Source organism: Caballeronia sp. NK8 (genome assembly GCF_018408855.1).
In the GTDB taxonomy this organism is placed as follows: domain Bacteria; phylum Pseudomonadota; class Gammaproteobacteria; order Burkholderiales; family Burkholderiaceae; genus Caballeronia.
This window is the reverse complement of record NZ_AP024327.1, coordinates 62364-80154: the sequence shown is the minus strand read 5'-3', so window position 1 is coordinate 80154 and position 17791 is coordinate 62364. Positions and strand designations below refer to the sequence as shown.

Sequence of the window (17791 nt, the reverse complement as noted above, 5' to 3'; positions counted from 1 at the left end):
CTGTTTCCTGTCATGGTTTCACTTGCCGCGCGACGTCGTCGATCGCCGCGCTCACGCGCTGCATCAGATCGTCCAGTTCGCTCTCGCTGATGATGAGCGGCGGACACAGCGCGATGGCATCGCCGATATTGCGCGTGATGACGTGCCGTCGCGCGAGCGCTTCGGACGCGAGCGCGCCGAGCTTGCCCGGCATCTCCAGCGGGCTCTTGTCCTCTTTCGACGCCACCAGTTCGATCGCGCCGATCAGCCCGGCTCCGCGCACCTCGCCGACGAGCGGATGCGCCGCCAGTTCGGCGAGCCGCGCGTGCATGCGCTCGCCGAGCACGCGCGCGCGCCCGACGAGTCCGCGTTCCTCGATGACCGCGAGATTCTCGAGCGCGACCGCTGCCGCCACCGGATGTCCGCCTGCCGTGAAGCCGTGACCGAAGGTCATGCGGCGCTCGCTCTCCTGCGCGACCGGGCGATAGATTCGTTCGTTGATCATCAGCGCGGAGATCGGCAGATAAGCCGACGACAACTGCTTCGAGAGAATCATGATGTCGGGCGTCATGCCGTAGTACTCCGAGCCGAACATGCAGCCCAGCCGTCCGAATCCACAGATGACTTCGTCCGCGACCAGCGGAATGTCGTGCTTGCGCAAGACGGCCTGCATCTTCTTCCAATAGCCCGAAGGCGGCGCGATCACGCCCCCCGCGCCCATCAGCGGCTCCGCGAACATCGCCGCGATGGTGTCGGCGCCTTCGCGCTGGATCAGCGTGTCGAGTTCATCGGCGAGACGCGTGGAGAACGCATCCTCGGTTTCGCCCGCTTTGCCTTCGCGGTAGAAATGCGGCGCGGTCAGATGCAGGAAGCCGTCGAGCGGAAGATCGAACCCGCCGTGGACGTGCGGCATGCCGGTGAGACTCGCCGAGCCGATCGTCACGCCGTGATACGCACGCTGGCGGCTGATGATCTTCTTCTTTTCCGGCTTGCCGAGCGCGTTCGCCCAGTACCAGAGAAGCTTGATCGCGGTGTCGTTCGCCTCCGAGCCCGAGTTGGTGAAGAACACCTTGCTCATCGGCACGGGCGCCATGCCGATCAGCTTTTCGGCGAGATCGATCAGCGGCTGATGCGAGCGCTGCACGAACGCGTGATAGAACGGCAGCACGGACAACTGCCGCGTCGCTGCATCGATCAGTCGCTGCTCGCTGAAGCCCACCGCGACGCACCACAGCCCCGACAGCGCTTCGATGTGCTTTTGCCCGTGTTCGTCGATGACATAGATGCCTTCCCCGCGCATCACGACCTTGCCGCCCTCCTGCGCGTTTTTCACGGCGTTCGTGAACGGGTGCAGAAGGAACTGCGCGTCGCGCTGAGACAGCGCACTGGCTTCGTTCGACTCCATGTTCTTCCTCGTTGTCGTTGGACGCACGCGGTGCGTGATCGGCTCAATTTACAACTGTAAGACTGGATACACGTATGTTCGCTTCGATGCTATTCGATCGATTTCCGGCTGTAAAGTCCTTTCCGAGGGTCCGGGATATGGTCCATGTATCGCATAGCGATCTTTATTTCCCGCTTTGCGTGATGACACATGCAGAAATATGATGATCTCGATCACAGGACCGAAAGGAGCGATCGATGTCATCCGCCACATTCATGGGCGTGCCGATGAAAACCGACGCAGCCAAAGGCGCATCGCGCGCATGCGTGCTCGGCGTGCCGTTCGATTGCGGTACGCATCCGTTTCGCGTCGGCTCGCGCGAAGGTCCGGATGCGATCCGCCGTCAGTCCCGGCTGCTGCGTCCTTTCTTCGTCGATCCGCAAGGGCGCGTCGCGAATCCGGTCGAGGCGCTGCGTCTTGTCGATGCCGGGAACGTCGACTGTCATCCGGGCGATGTCGCGCGCAGTTATCCGCTGATCGAGCAAGCCATGGACGAACTGCTCGCCGCGGGCATGACGCCGGTCACGATGGGCGGCGACGGCGCGGTGACGCTGCCGCAACTTCGCGCGGTGAAGAGGCGTCATCCGGATCTCGTCCTGTTGCATATCGACGCGCACACCGACACCTACGATCTCGACGGTTTCAACACGGCCACCACCTTCACGCGCGCGTCCGAGGAAGGCTTGCTCGATACGCACGCCAGCTTTCATGTGGGCGCGCGCGGCACGACCTTCATGGACGGCGTGCTCGGATTCGGGCGCTCGCTCGGCTACAACGTCGTGCCGTTCTCCGAATTCGAAGCAGACCGGGATGGCTGCATCGCGCGAATCCGCGAGCGCATCGGCGCGCGGCCCGTTTATCTGTGCTTCGACATGGACATCTTCGATCCGTCGTGCGCGCCGGGCGTCTGCACGCCGGAATGGGGCGGCCTGAATCCGAAGGAAGGGATCGCGCTGTTGCGCGCGTTCGCGGGCATGAATTTCGTCTCCTTCGACGTGAACACGGTCTCGCCCGCGCAGGACGTCGGCGAGGCCACCGCCTTCCTGGCCGCGACCGTCATGCTGGAATGCTGCGCGCTCGCCGCGCAATCGCTGCCGCAAACCCGTTAGCCGCACGCAGGATCATCGTTCAATTACTTGCGAAGAGACCCGCCATGACACGTCTGAAATCGCTGCCTCTGCTCGCCGCGGCCTGCGCGAGCCTGATTGCATTGCCCGCGGGTGCGCGTACGCTCGCCGAGGTGATGCAGACGAAGACACTGAACGTGGTGACGACGGCGTCGAGTCCGCCGCACGGCTTTCTCGATCCTGCTTCGAACTCGATGAAAGGCATCATGGTCGATGTCGCCGATGCGATCGGCAAGCGCCTCGGCGTATCGGTGAAGCTCACCGACGTGCCGTTCGACGGCCTGATCCCGACCCTCACGTCCGGCCGCGCCGACGTGATGGCCGCACCGCTCTTCATCACCGAGGAGCGCGCGCAGGTGGTCGATTTCAGCGCGCCGATCTACGGCTGGGGCGAAGGCGTCGTCGTCCGCGATGGCGACAGGAAGCACTACGGCTCGCTTACGGACTTCAAGGGCGCAAAGGTCGGCACGCTCGTCGACAGCGTGCAGTACAAGATGATCAAGGCGCTGCCGGGCACCGATGTATCCACGTATCAGGACTACTTCTCGCTTCTGGCCGATGTGCGCGTGGGCCGCATCGATCTCGGCGTGGTCGATCCGCCGAGCGTGCTGTATCAGATCAAGGCGAAGTCGATTCCGGGCGTGAAGCTCGACGCCGAGTATCGCGCGCAGAAACAGTGGCAAGTGGGCGCATGCACGCAGAAGAACAATCCGACGCTGCTCGCCGCCGTCAACGATGCGCTCGCGAAAATGAAGCAGGACGGCGAACTGCACACGATCCTCGCCAAATGGGGCGTGGCGAGCATGGAAAGTCACTGACGTCCGACCCGAACCCCGATGACGGAGCCCGCCATGACGCTCGACATCCTCAAGACCTATCTGGAGCCGCTGTTGCAGGGCGCGTGGTGGACCTTCGCACTGTTCGCGGCGTCCTCGCTGCTGTCGGTCGCGCTCGGGCTGGCGGTGTGCTTCTGCCGCATGTCGTCGGTCGCGCCGGTGCGCTCGGCTGCGAAGGCGTACATCGAAATCATTCGCGGCACACCGCTGCTCGTGCAGCTTTTCTTTCTCTACTACGGCCTGCCCGAGCTGGGCGTGGTGATTCCCGGCTTCGTCGCGGGCGTGCTCGGACTCGTGCTCAACTTCGGCGCCTATCTCGCGGAGCTGTTTCGCGGCGGCATTCAGTCGGTGGACAACGGGCAATTCGAGGCATCGCGCGCGCTCGGCATGACGCGCGCGCAGCGCATGCGCGTGATCGTCATGCCGCAGGCGCTACGCACGATTTTTCCCGCGCTCGGCAACTATGCGCTCGTGCTCGTGAAGGACACGTCGCTCGTCGCGGTCATCAGCGTGTACGAACTCATGCGCGCGGGACAGATGCTCGCCGGCGCGACGTTCCGTTCGCTGCTGGTGTATTCGCTCGTCGGCGCGATCTACTTCGTGATGTGCGGTGCACTGTCGTATCTGTTCCGTCGCGCAGAGAAGTCGCTATCGATTCCCGGCTACTGGAGCGGCGCGCCGGATCACAATCCCGCCGCGAAGATCTGACAGGAGCGCTGTGCATGGAACAGATCATTTCGATGCGCGCCGTCTCCAAGTGGTACGGCGAATTCCAGGTGCTCGACAACATCGATCTCGACGTACAACCGGGTGAACGGCTCATTCTGTGCGGCCCGTCCGGCTCGGGCAAGTCGACGACCATCCGCCTCGTCAACGCGCTGGAGGATCATCAGAAGGGCGAGATCGTCGTCAACGGCATCGCGCTCGATGGCCGCGCAGCCAATATTCGCCGCGTGCGCGCCAACGTCGGCATGGTGTTTCAGCATTTCAATCTGTTTCCGCATCTGAGCGCGCTCGGCAATTGCACCGCCGCGCTCAGGCTGGTGAAAAAAATGCCCGCGAAGGAAGCCGAGGCCCTCGCGATGCATTACCTTGAACGCGTGAAACTCGGTGCGCATGTGAACAAGTATCCGGGACAGTTGTCGGGCGGACAGAAGCAGCGTGTCGCGATCGCGCGCAGCCTGTGCATGCAGCCGCGCATCATGCTGTTCGACGAGCCGACCTCGGCGCTCGATCCCGAGATGGTGAAGGAAGTGCTCGATACGATGATGCAGCTCGCGCGCGACGGCATGACGATGATATGTGTCACGCACGAAATGGGCTTCGCGCGCGAGGTAGGCGATCGCATCGTGTTCATGGATCATGGCAAGATCGTCGAAAGCTGCGAACCGCGGCGCTTCTTCAGCGCGCCGCAGTCGGCGCGGGCACGCGAGTTTCTCGGGCAGATCCTCGCCTGAGGCGCACGTGCCGGCGTGCCTTCGCGCGAATGCACTCACCTGGACATCTCATGAACGACATGACGCAAAGCGAAGAATCACGCCTCTATATCAATTCGCTTGCGCGCGGCCTGCAATTGCTCACCGCGTTCACCGAAGACCGCCCGACCATGAAGCTCGGCGATCTCGCGGAGGCCGCAGGCATGACCAAGAGCGCCGCTCAGCGCTTCGCCTTCACGCTCGTCGCGCTCGGCTATCTGCACAAGAATGAAACGACCAAGGTGTACTCGCTCGCGCCGCGCTCACTCGAAGTCGGTCTGCGTTATCTGCAGACGAGCGCACTCGTGAAGAGCGCCAATCCCTATGTTCATGCGCTCAATCGCGCGTGCGGCGAGACCTGCATCGTCGCTGAACTGGATGGACACGATGTCGTGTATATCGCCCGCTTTCCGACGCACCGCGAGATGTTCGTCAACATGCCGATCGGCATGCGCTTGCCGGTTTACTGCACGGCAACGGGCCGCGCCATCCTTTCGCGTCTGCCCGATCCCACCGCTCGCGGCCTGCTCGAAGTCTGTGAGCGCGTGCCGTATACGTCGGAGACCGTGACCGATCTCGCGCGGCTGAACGAGTTGCTGGCCGAAGCGCGCGGGCGTGGCTTCGCGTGGGCCAACGGCGAGTACTACAACGGCGATATCAACATCGCAGCGGCGATCCTCGCGCCCAACGGCAAGCCAGTGGGCGCGGTCAACGTTTCCGCGCCTTCAACCCGCTGGACCCTGGAGCGTGCGATAGCGGAGATCGGGCCGCAGGTTGTCGAGACGGCGCGTGCTATCGGGGGGACCAATATTTCTTTTGCCTGAGGACAGGAAGACAATCGCCCCGATTTCCTTTCGTATATCGGGCTTTCCAACCCACTGCATCAAACAGAATTTATTCAGCTACTCTATTTGGTCTTCAAATCATTCTGAGCCGAACATGAACGTATCTGAACGCCTTGCACAAGCGGGCCTCGAATTGCCGCCTCCCATCAACCCGCTCGGCTCCTATCGAACGGCCTCCATTTCGGGGAGTCAACTCTATGTCTCCGGTCTGGGGCCCTTCGAGGATGGCAAGCCAATCGTTGGAATAGTCGGCGGGGATATATCTCTGGAAAAGGCGCAGCACGCGGCACGTCTGACGATGCTCATGATCCTGGCCTGCGTCGACCAGGCATGCGGGCTCGACAACGTCGAGAGATGCAGTCGACTGACAGTCTATGTGCGTGCCGAACAGTCGTTCATCCAGCACCCGCAAGTAGCCAATGGCGCCAGTGACCTCTTGCTGACGTTGTTCGGGCAAGACAAGCTTCCGGCTCGAAGCGCGCTCGGCGTGCACACGTTGCCGATGGGCATCCCGGTTGAGATCGACAGCATCTTCGAATTGAAGCGATGAAGATGGGCCGATCCACGCGATACCCCGCGCCGCGCGATTACAGCCTGTCACATCGCGCAAGGTATCGAACGCATCTTCGGTGGCCGGCTTGCAGTGCTCATGTATCGGCGCGCGGGAAGCTGGACGACTGCGTTCAGCGAGGCGAGCACCGATGCGCGCCCACATCCTCGGCGCATCGGTAGTCCCGTTGAAGGTCAGTTCAGCCGCTTCAGTTCGCCGTCGTCGGCGTACCAGTCCACCGTCTTGCCGCTCGTGTTGACCGTAACGGCGCGTGGCTCGCTGAACTGATCGAACGACTCGATGCCCGTCTCGCGCCCCACGCCACTATTCTTGAAGCCACCCCAAGGTGAAGCAGGGTCGAGTCGATGGTGGTCGTTGACCCACACCATGCCGAACTCGAGTTTCGACGCCACGCGATGCGCCCGCGCGACGTCCTGCGTCCAAACCGATGCGGCGAGGCCGAACTGCGTTGCGTTGGCAATGCGAATGGCGTCGGCTTCATCTTCGAACGGCATCACGACGGTGACCGGCCCGAACACTTCCTCCTGGCCGATTTCCGATTCCGGCGGAACGTCATACATCACGGTCGGCTCGATGAAGAAGCCAGCCTTCAGATCCTGCGGCACGCCGCCGCCCGTCAGCAGCTTTGCGCCCGATTGCTGCGCACGTTCCAGCATCGCAAGGATGCGCCGACGCGAACGATCGGAAATCACAGGTCCGAGTTGCGTACTTGCGTCGGTCGGATCGCCGACGCGAATGTTCGCTGCTTTGGTACGGAAGTGCTCGAGAAACTCCGCATACATCGACTTCTGCACGAGAATGCGCGCACCGCACACGCAAGTCTGTCCTGCACCGATGAACGCCGCGAACGCCGCGCCGTTCACCGCGCGCTTCATGTCGAAGTCATCGAAGAGTATCACCGCTCCCTTGCCGCCGAGTTCGAGCGTAGTCAGCGCAAAATTTCGTGCCGCCGCTTCACCGATCGAACGCCCCACCTCCGTGCCGCCCGTGAACACCACTTTGCGAATCATCGGATGACTCGCGAGTGCGGCGCCAGCCTCGCGCCCTTCCCCGTTGACCACATTGACGACGCCCTTCGGCACGCCCGCTTCATCGAGCAGGCGAACCAGACGCACGGTCGTCAAAGGCGTCTGCTCCGACGCCTTGATCACGACGCTGTTACCCGTCGCAAGCGCAGGAGCCAGACTCTTCGACAGAATCATCAGCGGATGATTGAATGAAGTCATCAGTGCGACGACGCCGAGCGGCACGCGCTGCGTGTAGCACAGATACGGGCCTTCAATGGGAATCACGTCGCTTCGGCGTGTAAGCGCGAGCGCCGCGAAATAGCGATAGAACTGCGGCAAGCGCGATATCTGCGCGCGCGTCTCGGCTATCGGGCGGCCGTTGTTGAGCGTTTCCAGTCTGTAGAACTGTTCGAGGTCGGCTTCGAACAGATCGGCAAAGCGGTTGAGAACGCGTGCGCGCTGCTGGATCGCCATGTCGCGCCATGCGCCACCATCGAAGGCGCGATGGCCCGCTTGCACCGCGCGGTCTACATCGCTTGCTGCGGCACTTGCTAGCGCACCGATCACCGCGCCCGTCGCCGGGTTGACGATGTCCATCGTACGGCCGCTTTCGGCATCGGTCCACGCGCCGTCGATGAAAAGCTGCGCGTCGAGATGATCCGGGTTCAATGTGTCCATGCGTGGTCCTTTGAATAGGGTTATTTCGAAGGCGAAGCGTGCGCGTGGCGCGCATCGTGCGTCTTCGCTGCTTCGGGTTGCAGGTCTTCGAGTCGTTCGCCGGTCGGCTCCACACCGAACCAGGCAACCACCACGATCTGGATCGCGAGCAGGCCGATCATCAACGCGAGCACGCCGACGATGCCGTGCTGCGCGAACAGCGCCACTACGATGAAGGGCGTGACGATGGTGGCTCCGCGCCCAAGCGTGTTGCAAATACCCGAGGCGCGCAGCCGCACCGGCGTGGGAAAAAGCTCCGGCACGTAGACGGCGAACAGCAGTGCGACGAGCACGTAGATTGGAATGGTGAGCAAAAGACCGATGACCGGCAGCAACACGGTGCTGGACACGAACGGATAGATCGCGCCAAACACGATGGCCGCGAACGAGGCACCGATGATGGTCGGTTTGCGTCCCCATGCGTCGGCGGTCAACGCCCCTATCCCGCTGCCGATCGGCGCACCGAGCGACATCACGAGGGCAAAGCCGAACGACTTCGCGATACTCATGCCCTGATGCACGAAGAAGGTCGGCAACCACGTGACGAAACCGTACAAGAGCGTATTGATGACGACGAGCGTCACGCAGCCGACGATCATGCGCGACAGCATGGCGCCAGAAAATAGCGAGCCGAATGACATGGGCGCGGCGTTCGGCGCTTTCGCGACGATCGCCTGCGGCAGCGATTCGCCGCCGCGCGCTTGCGTGACTTCGGCTTCGATGCGCGTCATGATCGCTTCGGCTTCATCGTTGCGGCCAACCGATTCGAGCCAGCGCGGCGACTCGGGCAGAGACTTGCGCGCATACCAGACGCCGAGCGCGCCCAGTCCGCCGACCACGAACATCGCGCGCCAGCCGAACGACGGAATCAGCAACAGGCCGATCAGGCCCGCCACAGGCAAGCCCGACACGACGAACACGGCCATCAGTCCTTGCAGCTTGCCGCGCTTGGTCGGCGGCACGAACTCCGTCAACGTCGAATAGCCAACGACGTTCTCCGCACCAAGTCCGAGGCCCATCACGAAGCGGCATCCGATCAGCACGCTCATATTTGGCGCGAGCGCCGCGCCGAGCGACGCGAGACCGAAGATCGCGAGATTCGCCTGGTACGTGAAACGCCGCCCGAAACGGTCACCGAGAAAGCCCGTGCCGAGCGAGCCGAGCATCATGCCGAGAAAGGTCAGCGACACGAACACCGCGTTCTGCGCAAGTGTCGAGAAGCCGGTTTGCAGTGTTGCACCGAGCACTGTCGATGCCACATAAATATCGAAGCCGTCGAAAAACATGCCTATGCCAATGAGCCACATGATGCGGCGATGAAACGGCGACATCGGCAAACGGTCGAGTCTCGGGCCTGCGTTGACGTACATGGTTGTCTCCTCCTTGCCGTCTCGTGCTTGGGTTGTCTGATCGTAAGGGCTCAGCGACCTTGCATCAGCCGTAACGAACTGACCGTGAGCATGTCGGTTGCAGCGCGAAAGTTCTCTTCGACGCTGCTTTCCTGCGCGGCTTGAAAGAACGCCTTGCACTGACGCGCGCCGGTCTCATCAAGTGCGAGGATGCGGTGCGTCAGTTCGTCTGCGTTCGTTTGCAACACGTCGAGGTTGCAGATACGCGTGATGAGTCCTGCGCGCAAGGCTTCGTCGGGTGTGATCGCGTCGCCAAACAGCACCATCGGGAACAGCGCCTTCGGCAACGCGTAGTTCCCCGCGTATGCCATGATCGCGGCGGGCGGGAGACCTTTGCGCATCTCGGGAAACGCAAGCGTCGCGTTCGACGCGACCAGTGTGAAATCGCACAACATCGCGAGGCCAAGACCAAAACCCATGGCATCGCCCTGCACCTGCGCAATTGAGATGAGCGAGGTGTTGCGCACGAGCCGCTTCATCTCGATGAGACGCGCGACTTCCCTGCGAATCGACACCGCATCCACGCCCGCACGCTCGCGACCGACGCAGAACGCGTCACCCGCAGCGCGGACTCGCAGCACACGCGCCATCGGGTCCTGCGCTTCGGCGCGCAGCGCGGCGGACATGGCCTCGAACATGGAGGCCGAAATCTCGTTGCCGCACTCAGGTCGATTCAGCGTAAAGGTCAGCACGCCGTCTGCCCTGTCGATCAGAACCGGCTCCGGCAGAAGATTTCGATCCATGACGTCTCCGTGTGTATAATCTGTATACAGCGTATTCAAATAATCACCGAGGTGTCAATGCCTGCTGCAAAAACTGTTCGCAAACGCGTGACAAACCATGCCGCTGCGGTCACGCCGACGCTGGAAGGCATCGCGGAGCGCCATCACGCGCGGCTGCGTGCGGTGGACGCTTCTGGAGATTCGCTGAGCGATGGCGTGGTCATTCCCTCGTTGCGCGAGGCGATCGTGGAAGGTGTGTTGAGGCCTGGAAGCCGACTGTCCGAGGTCCAGGTCGCCAAACAACTGAACGTCAGCCGAACGCCGATGCGTGAAGCGTTCGCACAGCTCGAACGAGAGGGTCTGGTGAATATCGTGCCCCGCGTCGGGGCATTCGTGCGAACGGTGACCTTACGCGATGTCGAGGAAATCTACACGGTGCGTGCGGCGCTCGAATGCCTGGCAGTGCAGCTAGCGTCTGAACGGATCACGCCATTGGGTACGGCGCAGCTCGACGACGTGATCGCGGCGATGCAGGCGAGCGTAGACATCGACGACTCCGCCGCTTATGTCGACGCGCTCGACCGGTACTACGCGATCGTCATGACGATCGCCGACAATCGCACTTTGCAGGAGAACCATGCCGCGCTGATCGGTCCCGTGCGACGCCTTCGGCGCATCGCGATGGCGCGCGGCGGGCGGATGCGCGCATCGTTCGACATGGCGAAGAAGATCCGCGATGCAATCGTCGCACGTTCGCCGCAAGTTGACGAGCTGATGCGCGAGCAGTTGCGTGGAGCGTGCGCCGCGGCGGTCGACGTTCTCAAGAGCACCACCGATTGAGGCTCGGGTCAGGAGGGCATTTGCTCTCCCGACGTTTCGCTTTCTTCGGCCTTGTGCTGCGTTAGCCGCTTCCAATGCACGTGCCACTTCGAATGAGCCAATCCGCCCACCCTGTCCATAGTCCTGCCAGACGAAGGCGTTGAGCCGCTCAAGCCTGTTTGTGAGCCGATCGAGCATGTGCTTTCGAGTTCGCCGCCGCTAGACTTGATTCATCAGCGGTCGTCGCAGTCGCCACAGCGGGCGCCGACGCTGCAAACTCAGTCGATAGCACACAGGAGGCTCAAATGCCGAACGTCGAGCACTATGAGTATGTTTTCCTCGGTGGCGGAAAAGGCGGCAAGACGCTTGCCATGGAACTGGCCAACGCGGGTCGGCAGGTTGCGCTGATCGAACGCGGGATGATTGGCGGCTCGTGTATCAATGTCGCATGTATTCCGACCAAGACGCTGATCCAGCAGGCGCGGGTAGCACATGTCAGCAAAACGGCCAAAGCCGACATGGCGCAGGTCAGGCGTAACGTACGGGCAGTCGTCGAAGGCATGGTCGATATCAACATGAAAGCCTTCGTCGACTCGGGTTTCGATTTGCTGTTGGGCACGGGACATTTCATTGGCCCACGACGCATTCATGTCCAGATGAACGATGGTTCGGCGCGACAGCTGGAAGGCGAACATGTGTTCATCAACACCGGTACGACCGCTGCCATTCCGGATGTCCCGGGTTTGCGGGCGGCTGGACCGTTGACGCACGTCGAAGCGCTGCAACTCGATGCGACACCGGAGCATCTGATCGTAATAGGTGGTGGTTATATCGGCCTGGAAATGGCGCAGGCGTTTCGTCGGCTCGGCGCCCCGGTTACGCTGATTCAGGAAGCACCGCGCGTTGCGATGCGGGAGGACGAGGACGTCACGTCGCTGATCGAAGCCTCGCTGAAGGAAGAAGGCATCGACGTTCGTGTAGGCGTGAGACCGCTCAAGGTGACCGGCACGTCGGGGCAAGCCGTGGAGATCGAGCTCGATAACGGCGACAAGGTATCCGGCAGCCACATACTCGCCGCGGCCGGACGCATACCGGTCACCAAAACGCTCGGTCTCGATGCAGCCGGCGTGGAGGTCGATGCGCGCGGATTCATCAAGGTGGACGAGCGACTCGCCACCACGGCACACAACACGTGGGCGATCGGCGAAGTGGCCGGTACACCCATGTTCACGCACGCTTCGTTCGATGACTATCGCGTGCTGAAGTCGCAACTTGCCGGCGGCTCGAAGACGACAACCGGAAGGGTCGTTCCGTACGCGCTCTTTATCGAGCCGGAACTCGGCCGGATCGGCCTGAATGAAGCGGAAGCAAAAGCACAGGGTATCGCAGTGCGCGTCGCCAAACTGCCGATGACGGCGATACCGCGCGCCCGCACGAATGGCGCCACAAGCGGCTTCATGAAGATCCTGATCGACGCGCATTCAGACCGCATTCTCGGCTTTACGATGCTGGGCACGAACGCGGGCGATGTCGTCACAGCGGTGCAGATGGCCATGCTTGGCAACCTGCCTTACACGGCGGTGCGCGACGCGATCATTTCACACCCGTTAATATCCGAAGGCCTCAACATCCTGCTCGCCACGGTGCCGCCGCGCAAGGTCGATTGATGGTGCGAAGGGCTCGGTGTGCAAACCGCCGACGCGCGGGCCTTGCCGCGCGCCGCGCTCTAGCCTTGACAAAGATAAGTCGCAGAACTAGCTTGAAATCAGGCTCGCGCGATGCGCATTCGATTCGGAGGCTCTTCAGATGACTCGCAAACTTATCGTGCTGGCACTGATATCGACGTCGCTCTCCGGTTCGATTTCTCTATCGACCGCGGCAGAAGAAAGCACGTCGTCGGCATCAGACGGACGGGCCTCGCCGGTGTTCGGCGTGACCCTTCCCGCAGGCTACCGCGATTGGCAATTCATCAGCGTGGCGCATGAAGCGGGCAACAACAATGATATCCGCGGCATTCTCGGAAACGACATCGCAATGAAAGCCCTCAAGGAAGGGACGTTGCCCTTTCCAGACGGTTCCATCATCGTGCGGCTCGCCTACGAATATGTATCGTCAGAACGGAACAACGCGATTTTCGGCCGTGAACAGTCATTCGTCGCTGGAGCGCCAACCAATGTTCAGATCGAGGTAAAGGACTCCAGGCGTTACGCGAATACGGGCGGATGGGGTTACGGGCAGTTCGAGAACGGTAAGGCCAATCCGAGTTTGAAGATTGTCAATAGCTGCTTTGCTTGCCACGCGAAATTGCCAGCTAGCGCAGATTTCGTGTTCACGACCTATTCAAAGTAGGTCAGCTTGCAGCGCCGAGAAGACCGCTTCTCTGCCGAAATGCGGTACGTCGACGAAATCCGCGGAGCTGACCGGTGCAGCCACAAGTGGATAGCCTGACTGAGACTCATATTGCCGTGTTACTAGACCGAGATGTCGAATCCACGTTTCGCGCAAGGAAATCACGTATCAGCGGCACCATCTCATCTGCCTTGTCCTCCAGCGCAAAATGACCCGTATCAAGCAAATGGGTCTCGACGTCCGGCAGATCGTTTTTGTACGGATACGCACCGTCCGCCGGGAAGATGAAGTCGTTCTTGCCCCACACGATCAGCATCGGAGGTTTGAACTCCCGGAAGTACGCCTGCACTCGCGGGTATAGAGGCAGATTGGTTCCATAGTCATAGAACAGGTCGAGCTGGATATCATTGTTGCCCGGGCGATCGAGCAATGCTTGATCGTGGACCCAGTTGTCCGGCGATATACGGCTGCGATCGGATACACCGTCGGTATATTGAAAGATAGTCGTCTCGATAGTGAGTAGCGACAGCAACGCTTTTCGGCTTGCATCCGAGCCGTCGGCCCAATAGGTTTTGATAGGGTCCCAGAACGCCTTGAGGCCTTCGTCGTATGCATTCCCGTTCTGGACGATAAAGCCTGTCACGCGGTCCGGATGCTTCAGTGCAAGTCGCCAGCCGACAGGCGCACCGTAGTCCATGACATACATTGCGTAGCGGCTAACGCCGAGTTGATCGAGAAGGCCGCCTACCAGTTCGCTGAATCGGTCGAACGTGTATGCAAACTCCGTGTGATCCGGCATGTCGCTTTGACCATAGCCGGGATAATCCGGCGCAATCACATGGTAACGGTCGGCGAGCGCAGGAATCAGGTGCCTGAACATGTGCGACGACGTCGGAAAGCCATGCAATAGGAGAACCACAGGCGCGTCCGGCGGCCCGGCCTCCCGGTAAAAAATCTTTAGTCCTTCGATTTCCGCCGTTCGGTGATGTGTGACAGGGAAGGCGGTCTTTGAGAGGTTGACAGCAGATGTAGCACTCGAAGCGACACTGTTCATAACGATGCTCCATGGGCTAATAGGTGACCCGCGACTCGGAACCAAAAGACTTGTGAGATCGAAGATCTGGACGCCGACAGTCAAAAGCTCAACCCATCGTCGCGACGACCTCGTCAGTGGAAACCACGGCGTGCGCGAGAAATGCGTAGTTGATCATTGCGGCTTTATAGCCATCTCCCCAAACGGGATGGCGAGGTCCGGCGGTCGCGTCGGCTACGACATAGACCTCGAAACCCTGTTCGAGTAAATCCCGCAGATGAGCCTCGACACACATGTTGGCAAGCATGCCGCCGAGGATCACCTTTCGCACGTAGCGTTTGCGCAATTGCAGTACAAGGTCGTTGGTCTGCGGCCCGAAAACCTTGTGGGGACTCGCGATGACGGTGCGGCCATCATCGATGTAGGGCTTGAATTCCTCAAGCCAGTCCGCGCCGGATCCTTGAAAACCCAGCAGGTTCAAAGGGCCCTCGCGTGAGAACGTACCGGTTGAAAACTCGTCCGCCTCCAGCGGACCATTGAACTTCCACGCACGATCGGTCGGAAAGAAGTAATGGGGCGATATGAAAACATTGAAATCTGCTGATTTCGCCGCTGCAAATATTCTCAGCATGTTTTCAACCGTTTTGTTCTCCGTGACGCTCGCACCTACCGCCCCCCAGTTTTTCCCGGACGGGCTCAGGACATCGTTCTGCGGGTCGATGAAGACCACCGCCGTATCGCTTTGATCGAAATTCATCACAAGGCCTTTTCACAAGAGATAAAGGGCAGCGTAAGAAGTCGTTCACGTGCTCCGGGCCGCCAGCGCGAACAGGCAAGAGCGCTCCAAAGGCAATCGATCAGTTCACATCGCCGACAATAAGCGCCCGACTCAACTCCACGCGCGGGGCGACCGCGTGCAGCCGGCTGGGACGCTTGCTGCGGATGCGTAGCCGGTTGAAACATAAGTCTAGTCGACCACTTTGCTCCTGACACTACCGTTATTGTCTGATCAGATAAGGTCATCAGAGCTTTCTTCTGCCGTGTTTCGCTGCAGATACCCTGCATCTGCCCCCTTACGAGCGGCAGATGATGATCGACGTAAGCCACGCGATCGAAACAAACGCCAGGTTCGCCTGCGTAAGTCACGTAGATCGTGACGCCGGGTTGCTGAACGGCGGCCTGAAGGTTTTCGAAGCTTCATAGTGGGGCGAACGCGACTGACTTCTAAAGGTATCGGCCGCCCTGACGCATAGTCGAGCTACCATCCACGCAGGGTCGCCGTCGTCAGATCTCGACGGCGGGTCTCTATCAGCAACAGCAACGCGGAAGCCGAAATGACCGCGGATCCCACCATGAACCAGGCTATCGATGAGCCCTTCCCCGTTGCCGAGAGTAGCGCTGTCGTGACAATGGGCGTCACCGCGCTGCCCAACAGACCGGAGAGCATGTAACTGACCGACAGCCCCGAATAGCGAATCCGGGTGCCGAACAGCTCGGCCAGAAACGTTGCAATCGGTCCATAGTTCGCGGCAAAGGCAGTCATCATCAGCAGGTAACCGAGAAGCGCAAACGAGAACTCGTGGGTGTCGAGCAGCCAGAAGAGCGGAAAAGCCAGCAATGCCTCGGCCGCAATACCGCCAACGATCACTGGCTTACGGCCGATCACATCGGAGAGTCGTCCGAATGCGGGCAACATCAGGATGCAGAGCGCGCATGATATGAGCGCGATCGTCAGCATCGCACTGCGCGAAAAGCCGAGTGTCTGTGTTCCATACGTCAGTCCGAACGCGACGATAAGATTGAACGACGTGCCGGTCGACATGGTGGCGACTCCTCCGAGGAGCACCAGTTTCCAGTGTTTCCCCAGCAATTCGAACAACGGCACCTTTACCTGTTCGCCGGCGTTTTTGGTCCTCTGAAACGACGGCGTTTCGGATGTGTTCAGGCGCACGTAAAGGCCGACGAGGACCAGCAAGGCGCTGAGCAGGAAAGGAATGCGCCAGCCCCAGGCGACCATGGCTCCGCTGGGCAACAGCGCGTCGCTCAACAGGAAAGCAAGATTGGCGATCAACGTGCCGGCAGGCACACCGATCTGCACCCATGATCCATAAAGGCCACGCCGATTCGCGGGCGCGTGCTCCACTGCCATCAGCACCGCGCCGCCCCATTCTCCGCCAAGCGCAAGCCCCTGCACGACGCGAAGCGTCAGCAGCATCAGCGGCGCCCAGACACCAATCGCCCCATAATCCGGCAACAGCCCGATGCAAAACGTGGCGAGTCCCATCATCATCAGTGACACCAGCAACATCGACTTGCGTCCCCGCCGATCGCCGAAATGGCCGAACAATGCAGCGCCCGCAATACGTGCCAGATACGCAGAGGCGAATGTGCCGAACGCGAGCAAGGTGCCGACGAGCGGGACGAAGCCTGGAAAGAAAACCTTATTGAACACGAGCGCTGATGCGGTCGCGAACACGAACAGGTCGTACCATTCGACCGTCGTGCCTATGACGCTCGCAATGGCAATCTTCTTCATACCAAGTTCGACTTCGTCCCTTTCGGGTACGTCGACGGCGCGGGCTTGATTCATGGGAGCCTCCGTGAGTATGTCGACCGCGCGCCGCCACCGGATCGCTCGCGACGAAAGTAGACATGGTTTGGGTAGGGTGCGGCGCAGCACGACGCCGAGCCGATCAAGAGGGTGAAACCATGCGCTTCACTGCTTCCGCATTCCCCGATCGGAACGCCGCGGTCACTCCGCAGCGTTCGCGATCAGGTCGATAAGCGGAGCGACGCAAGCGGTTAGCTCGTCGATTGCTTGATATACGCGATCACTTCGTCGGCGCTCGACACATCTGCGTATCGCCGGGCCACATCGCGCAGGTTGTCGCGGTGCGGTCCTTCTTCGATATCGCCGACACAGTCTTCAGGAACGACCGTACGGAAACCCCACTGGAAACTGTCGATGGTGGATGCACGGATACATCCGCTCGTGTTGCAGCCAGTGACGATAATAGTCTCTACGCCCTCCTTAATGAAATACGGGACGACTGGCGTCTGGAAGAATATCGACGGCCCGGACTTGCAGACCACGACGTCGTAGTTTTCGTCGTAAATCAGCGGGTCCAGAGCCGAACTTGGATGGTCCAGTCTGAACTGATCGCGAACCGCGGCCACCTTCCAGTACGGCATGTCGCGCTCGCATTTATAGGCGGTGAAACAGGTCGCGACAGGTACGTTGTGCGCCCGGGCGATCTTGAGCAGACGCGCCGTATTTTCAAGCCCGCGCATGACGAGCGGCGCTCCGCCGAGCGGATATTTCGGATCGGTGAACGCGAGTTGATAATCCACGACGACGATTCCGATCTTCCCCTTCATACCAATCCCGACGGCTCCATACGAGCGATTCTTGTAGTCGTCCATTTCTTCCTCCAAGTCAACAGGTTGAAAGTCATTGC

The 17791-nt window shown here is 60.8% G+C and carries 17 protein-coding genes; 9 read left to right on the top strand and 8 right to left on the bottom strand.

Going from position 1 to position 17791, the window contains the following annotated elements; all coding sequences use genetic code 11:
* Nucleotides 1–10 precede the first annotated feature (10 nt).
* Nucleotides 11–1384: an aspartate aminotransferase family protein gene (locus NK8_RS38005; protein ID WP_213234332.1), complete on the bottom strand. Its 1374-nt coding sequence runs from the start codon at nucleotides 1382–1384 to the stop codon at nucleotides 11–13.
* A gap of 254 nt (nucleotides 1385–1638) precedes the next feature.
* Here NK8_RS38005 and NK8_RS38000 point away from each other — a divergent pair, with 254 nt between their 5' ends.
* The 6 genes from NK8_RS38000 (at nucleotide 1639) to NK8_RS37975 (ending at nucleotide 6256) form a co-directional block, all read left to right on the top strand.
* Nucleotides 1639–2532 carry an arginase family protein gene (locus NK8_RS38000; RefSeq protein ID WP_213234515.1) on the top strand — a complete coding sequence of 298 codons (894 nt, stop codon included), beginning with the start codon at nucleotides 1639–1641 and terminating at the stop codon, nucleotides 2530–2532.
* A 44-nt stretch (nucleotides 2533–2576) separates the two neighbouring features.
* Nucleotides 2577–3368, top strand: a complete 792-nt coding sequence (locus NK8_RS37995) for an ABC transporter substrate-binding protein (protein WP_213234331.1) — start codon at nucleotides 2577–2579, stop codon at nucleotides 3366–3368.
* Nucleotides 3369–3401: 33 nt separating this feature from the next.
* On the top strand, nucleotides 3402–4094 hold the full coding sequence (locus NK8_RS37990; RefSeq protein WP_162068438.1) for an amino acid ABC transporter permease: 693 nt from the start codon (nucleotides 3402–3404) through the stop codon (nucleotides 4092–4094).
* A gap of 23 nt (nucleotides 4095–4117) precedes the next feature.
* A complete protein-coding gene (locus NK8_RS37985) occupies nucleotides 4118–4843 on the top strand; it encodes an amino acid ABC transporter ATP-binding protein (RefSeq protein WP_213234514.1) in 726 nt (241 codons plus the stop codon).
* A 50-nt stretch (nucleotides 4844–4893) separates the two neighbouring features.
* A complete protein-coding gene (locus tag NK8_RS37980) occupies nucleotides 4894–5685 on the top strand; it encodes an IclR family transcriptional regulator (protein WP_225936668.1) in 792 nt (263 codons plus the stop codon).
* Between the two features lie 115 nt (nucleotides 5686–5800).
* Nucleotides 5801–6256 (top strand): RidA family protein, encoded by a 456-nt coding sequence (locus NK8_RS37975; protein WP_213234330.1) that lies wholly within the window; start codon nucleotides 5801–5803, stop codon nucleotides 6254–6256.
* Nucleotides 6257–6450: 194 nt separating this feature from the next.
* Here NK8_RS37975 and NK8_RS37970 read toward each other — a convergent pair whose 3' ends face one another.
* From NK8_RS37970 to NK8_RS37960, 3 genes are read right to left on the bottom strand one after another with little or no spacing between them, the layout of a single operon-like run.
* Entirely contained in the window at nucleotides 6451–7962 is a 1512-nt protein-coding gene (locus NK8_RS37970; protein WP_213234329.1) for an aldehyde dehydrogenase, read from the bottom strand.
* Between the two features lie 20 nt (nucleotides 7963–7982).
* The gene (locus tag NK8_RS37965; RefSeq protein ID WP_162068442.1) at nucleotides 7983–9371 is read right to left on the bottom strand and encodes an MFS transporter; all 1389 of its coding nucleotides are present in this window, start codon (nucleotides 9369–9371) and stop codon (nucleotides 7983–7985) included.
* 50 nt (nucleotides 9372–9421) lie between these two features.
* Nucleotides 9422–10153, bottom strand: a complete 732-nt coding sequence (locus NK8_RS37960) for an enoyl-CoA hydratase/isomerase family protein (protein ID WP_213234328.1) — start codon at nucleotides 10151–10153, stop codon at nucleotides 9422–9424.
* Between the two features lie 9 nt (nucleotides 10154–10162).
* Between NK8_RS37960 and NK8_RS37955 the strand changes: the two genes are divergently transcribed.
* The 3 genes from NK8_RS37955 (at nucleotide 10163) to NK8_RS37945 (ending at nucleotide 13300) form a co-directional block, all read left to right on the top strand.
* Nucleotides 10163–10972 (top strand): GntR family transcriptional regulator, encoded by an 810-nt coding sequence (locus tag NK8_RS37955; protein ID WP_225936667.1) that lies wholly within the window; start codon nucleotides 10163–10165, stop codon nucleotides 10970–10972.
* 284 nt (nucleotides 10973–11256) lie between these two features.
* Entirely contained in the window at nucleotides 11257–12618 is a 1362-nt protein-coding gene (locus NK8_RS37950; RefSeq protein ID WP_213234327.1) for an FAD-dependent oxidoreductase, read from the top strand.
* Between the two features lie 139 nt (nucleotides 12619–12757).
* On the top strand, nucleotides 12758–13300 hold the full coding sequence (locus tag NK8_RS37945) for a cytochrome P460 family protein (RefSeq protein ID WP_213234326.1): 543 nt from the start codon (nucleotides 12758–12760) through the stop codon (nucleotides 13298–13300).
* A 106-nt stretch (nucleotides 13301–13406) separates the two neighbouring features.
* Here the strand turns inward: NK8_RS37945 and NK8_RS37940 are convergent, their stop codons facing one another.
* The 4 genes from NK8_RS37940 to NK8_RS37925 all read right to left on the bottom strand — a co-directional run bounded on the left by NK8_RS37940 (nucleotide 13407) and on the right by NK8_RS37925 (nucleotide 17756).
* Nucleotides 13407–14354, bottom strand: coding sequence for an alpha/beta fold hydrolase (locus NK8_RS37940; RefSeq protein WP_213234325.1), 948 nt, complete (start codon nucleotides 14352–14354; stop codon nucleotides 13407–13409).
* A gap of 88 nt (nucleotides 14355–14442) precedes the next feature.
* Nucleotides 14443–15090: a cysteine hydrolase gene (locus NK8_RS37935; protein WP_213234324.1), complete on the bottom strand. Its 648-nt coding sequence runs from the start codon at nucleotides 15088–15090 to the stop codon at nucleotides 14443–14445.
* A 501-nt stretch (nucleotides 15091–15591) separates the two neighbouring features.
* Nucleotides 15592–16923, bottom strand: a complete 1332-nt coding sequence (locus NK8_RS37930; RefSeq protein ID WP_213234323.1) for an MFS transporter — start codon at nucleotides 16921–16923, stop codon at nucleotides 15592–15594.
* Nucleotides 16924–17135: 212 nt separating this feature from the next.
* The gene (locus tag NK8_RS37925) at nucleotides 17136–17756 is read right to left on the bottom strand and encodes an isochorismatase family protein (RefSeq protein ID WP_213234322.1); all 621 of its coding nucleotides are present in this window, start codon (nucleotides 17754–17756) and stop codon (nucleotides 17136–17138) included.
* Nucleotides 17757–17791: the final 35 nt, after the last annotated feature.

Coding starts and splice junctions, on each gene's coding strand:
- NK8_RS37975 (WP_213234330.1), top strand. CDS start 5,801: ATGAACGTATCTGAACGCCTTGCACAAGCGGGCCTCGAATTGCCGCCT.
- NK8_RS37960 (WP_213234328.1), bottom strand. CDS start 10,153: ATGGATCGAAATCTTCTGCCGGAGCCGGTTCTGATCGACAGGGCAGAC.
- NK8_RS38005 (WP_213234332.1), bottom strand. CDS start 1,384: ATGGAGTCGAACGAAGCCAGTGCGCTGTCTCAGCGCGACGCGCAGTTC.
- NK8_RS37930 (WP_213234323.1), bottom strand. CDS start 16,923: ATGAATCAAGCCCGCGCCGTCGACGTACCCGAAAGGGACGAAGTCGAA.
- NK8_RS37995 (WP_213234331.1), top strand. CDS start 2,577: ATGACACGTCTGAAATCGCTGCCTCTGCTCGCCGCGGCCTGCGCGAGC.
- NK8_RS37980 (WP_225936668.1), top strand. CDS start 4,894: ATGAACGACATGACGCAAAGCGAAGAATCACGCCTCTATATCAATTCG.
- NK8_RS37940 (WP_213234325.1), bottom strand. CDS start 14,354: ATGAACAGTGTCGCTTCGAGTGCTACATCTGCTGTCAACCTCTCAAAG.
- NK8_RS38000 (WP_213234515.1), top strand. CDS start 1,639: ATGGGCGTGCCGATGAAAACCGACGCAGCCAAAGGCGCATCGCGCGCA.
- NK8_RS37965 (WP_162068442.1), bottom strand. CDS start 9,371: ATGTACGTCAACGCAGGCCCGAGACTCGACCGTTTGCCGATGTCGCCG.
- NK8_RS37990 (WP_162068438.1), top strand. CDS start 3,402: ATGACGCTCGACATCCTCAAGACCTATCTGGAGCCGCTGTTGCAGGGC.
- NK8_RS37935 (WP_213234324.1), bottom strand. CDS start 15,090: ATGAATTTCGATCAAAGCGATACGGCGGTGGTCTTCATCGACCCGCAG.
- NK8_RS37950 (WP_213234327.1), top strand. CDS start 11,257: ATGCCGAACGTCGAGCACTATGAGTATGTTTTCCTCGGTGGCGGAAAA.
- NK8_RS37945 (WP_213234326.1), top strand. CDS start 12,758: ATGACTCGCAAACTTATCGTGCTGGCACTGATATCGACGTCGCTCTCC.
- NK8_RS37925 (WP_213234322.1), bottom strand. CDS start 17,756: ATGGACGACTACAAGAATCGCTCGTATGGAGCCGTCGGGATTGGTATG.
- NK8_RS37970 (WP_213234329.1), bottom strand. CDS start 7,962: ATGGACACATTGAACCCGGATCATCTCGACGCGCAGCTTTTCATCGAC.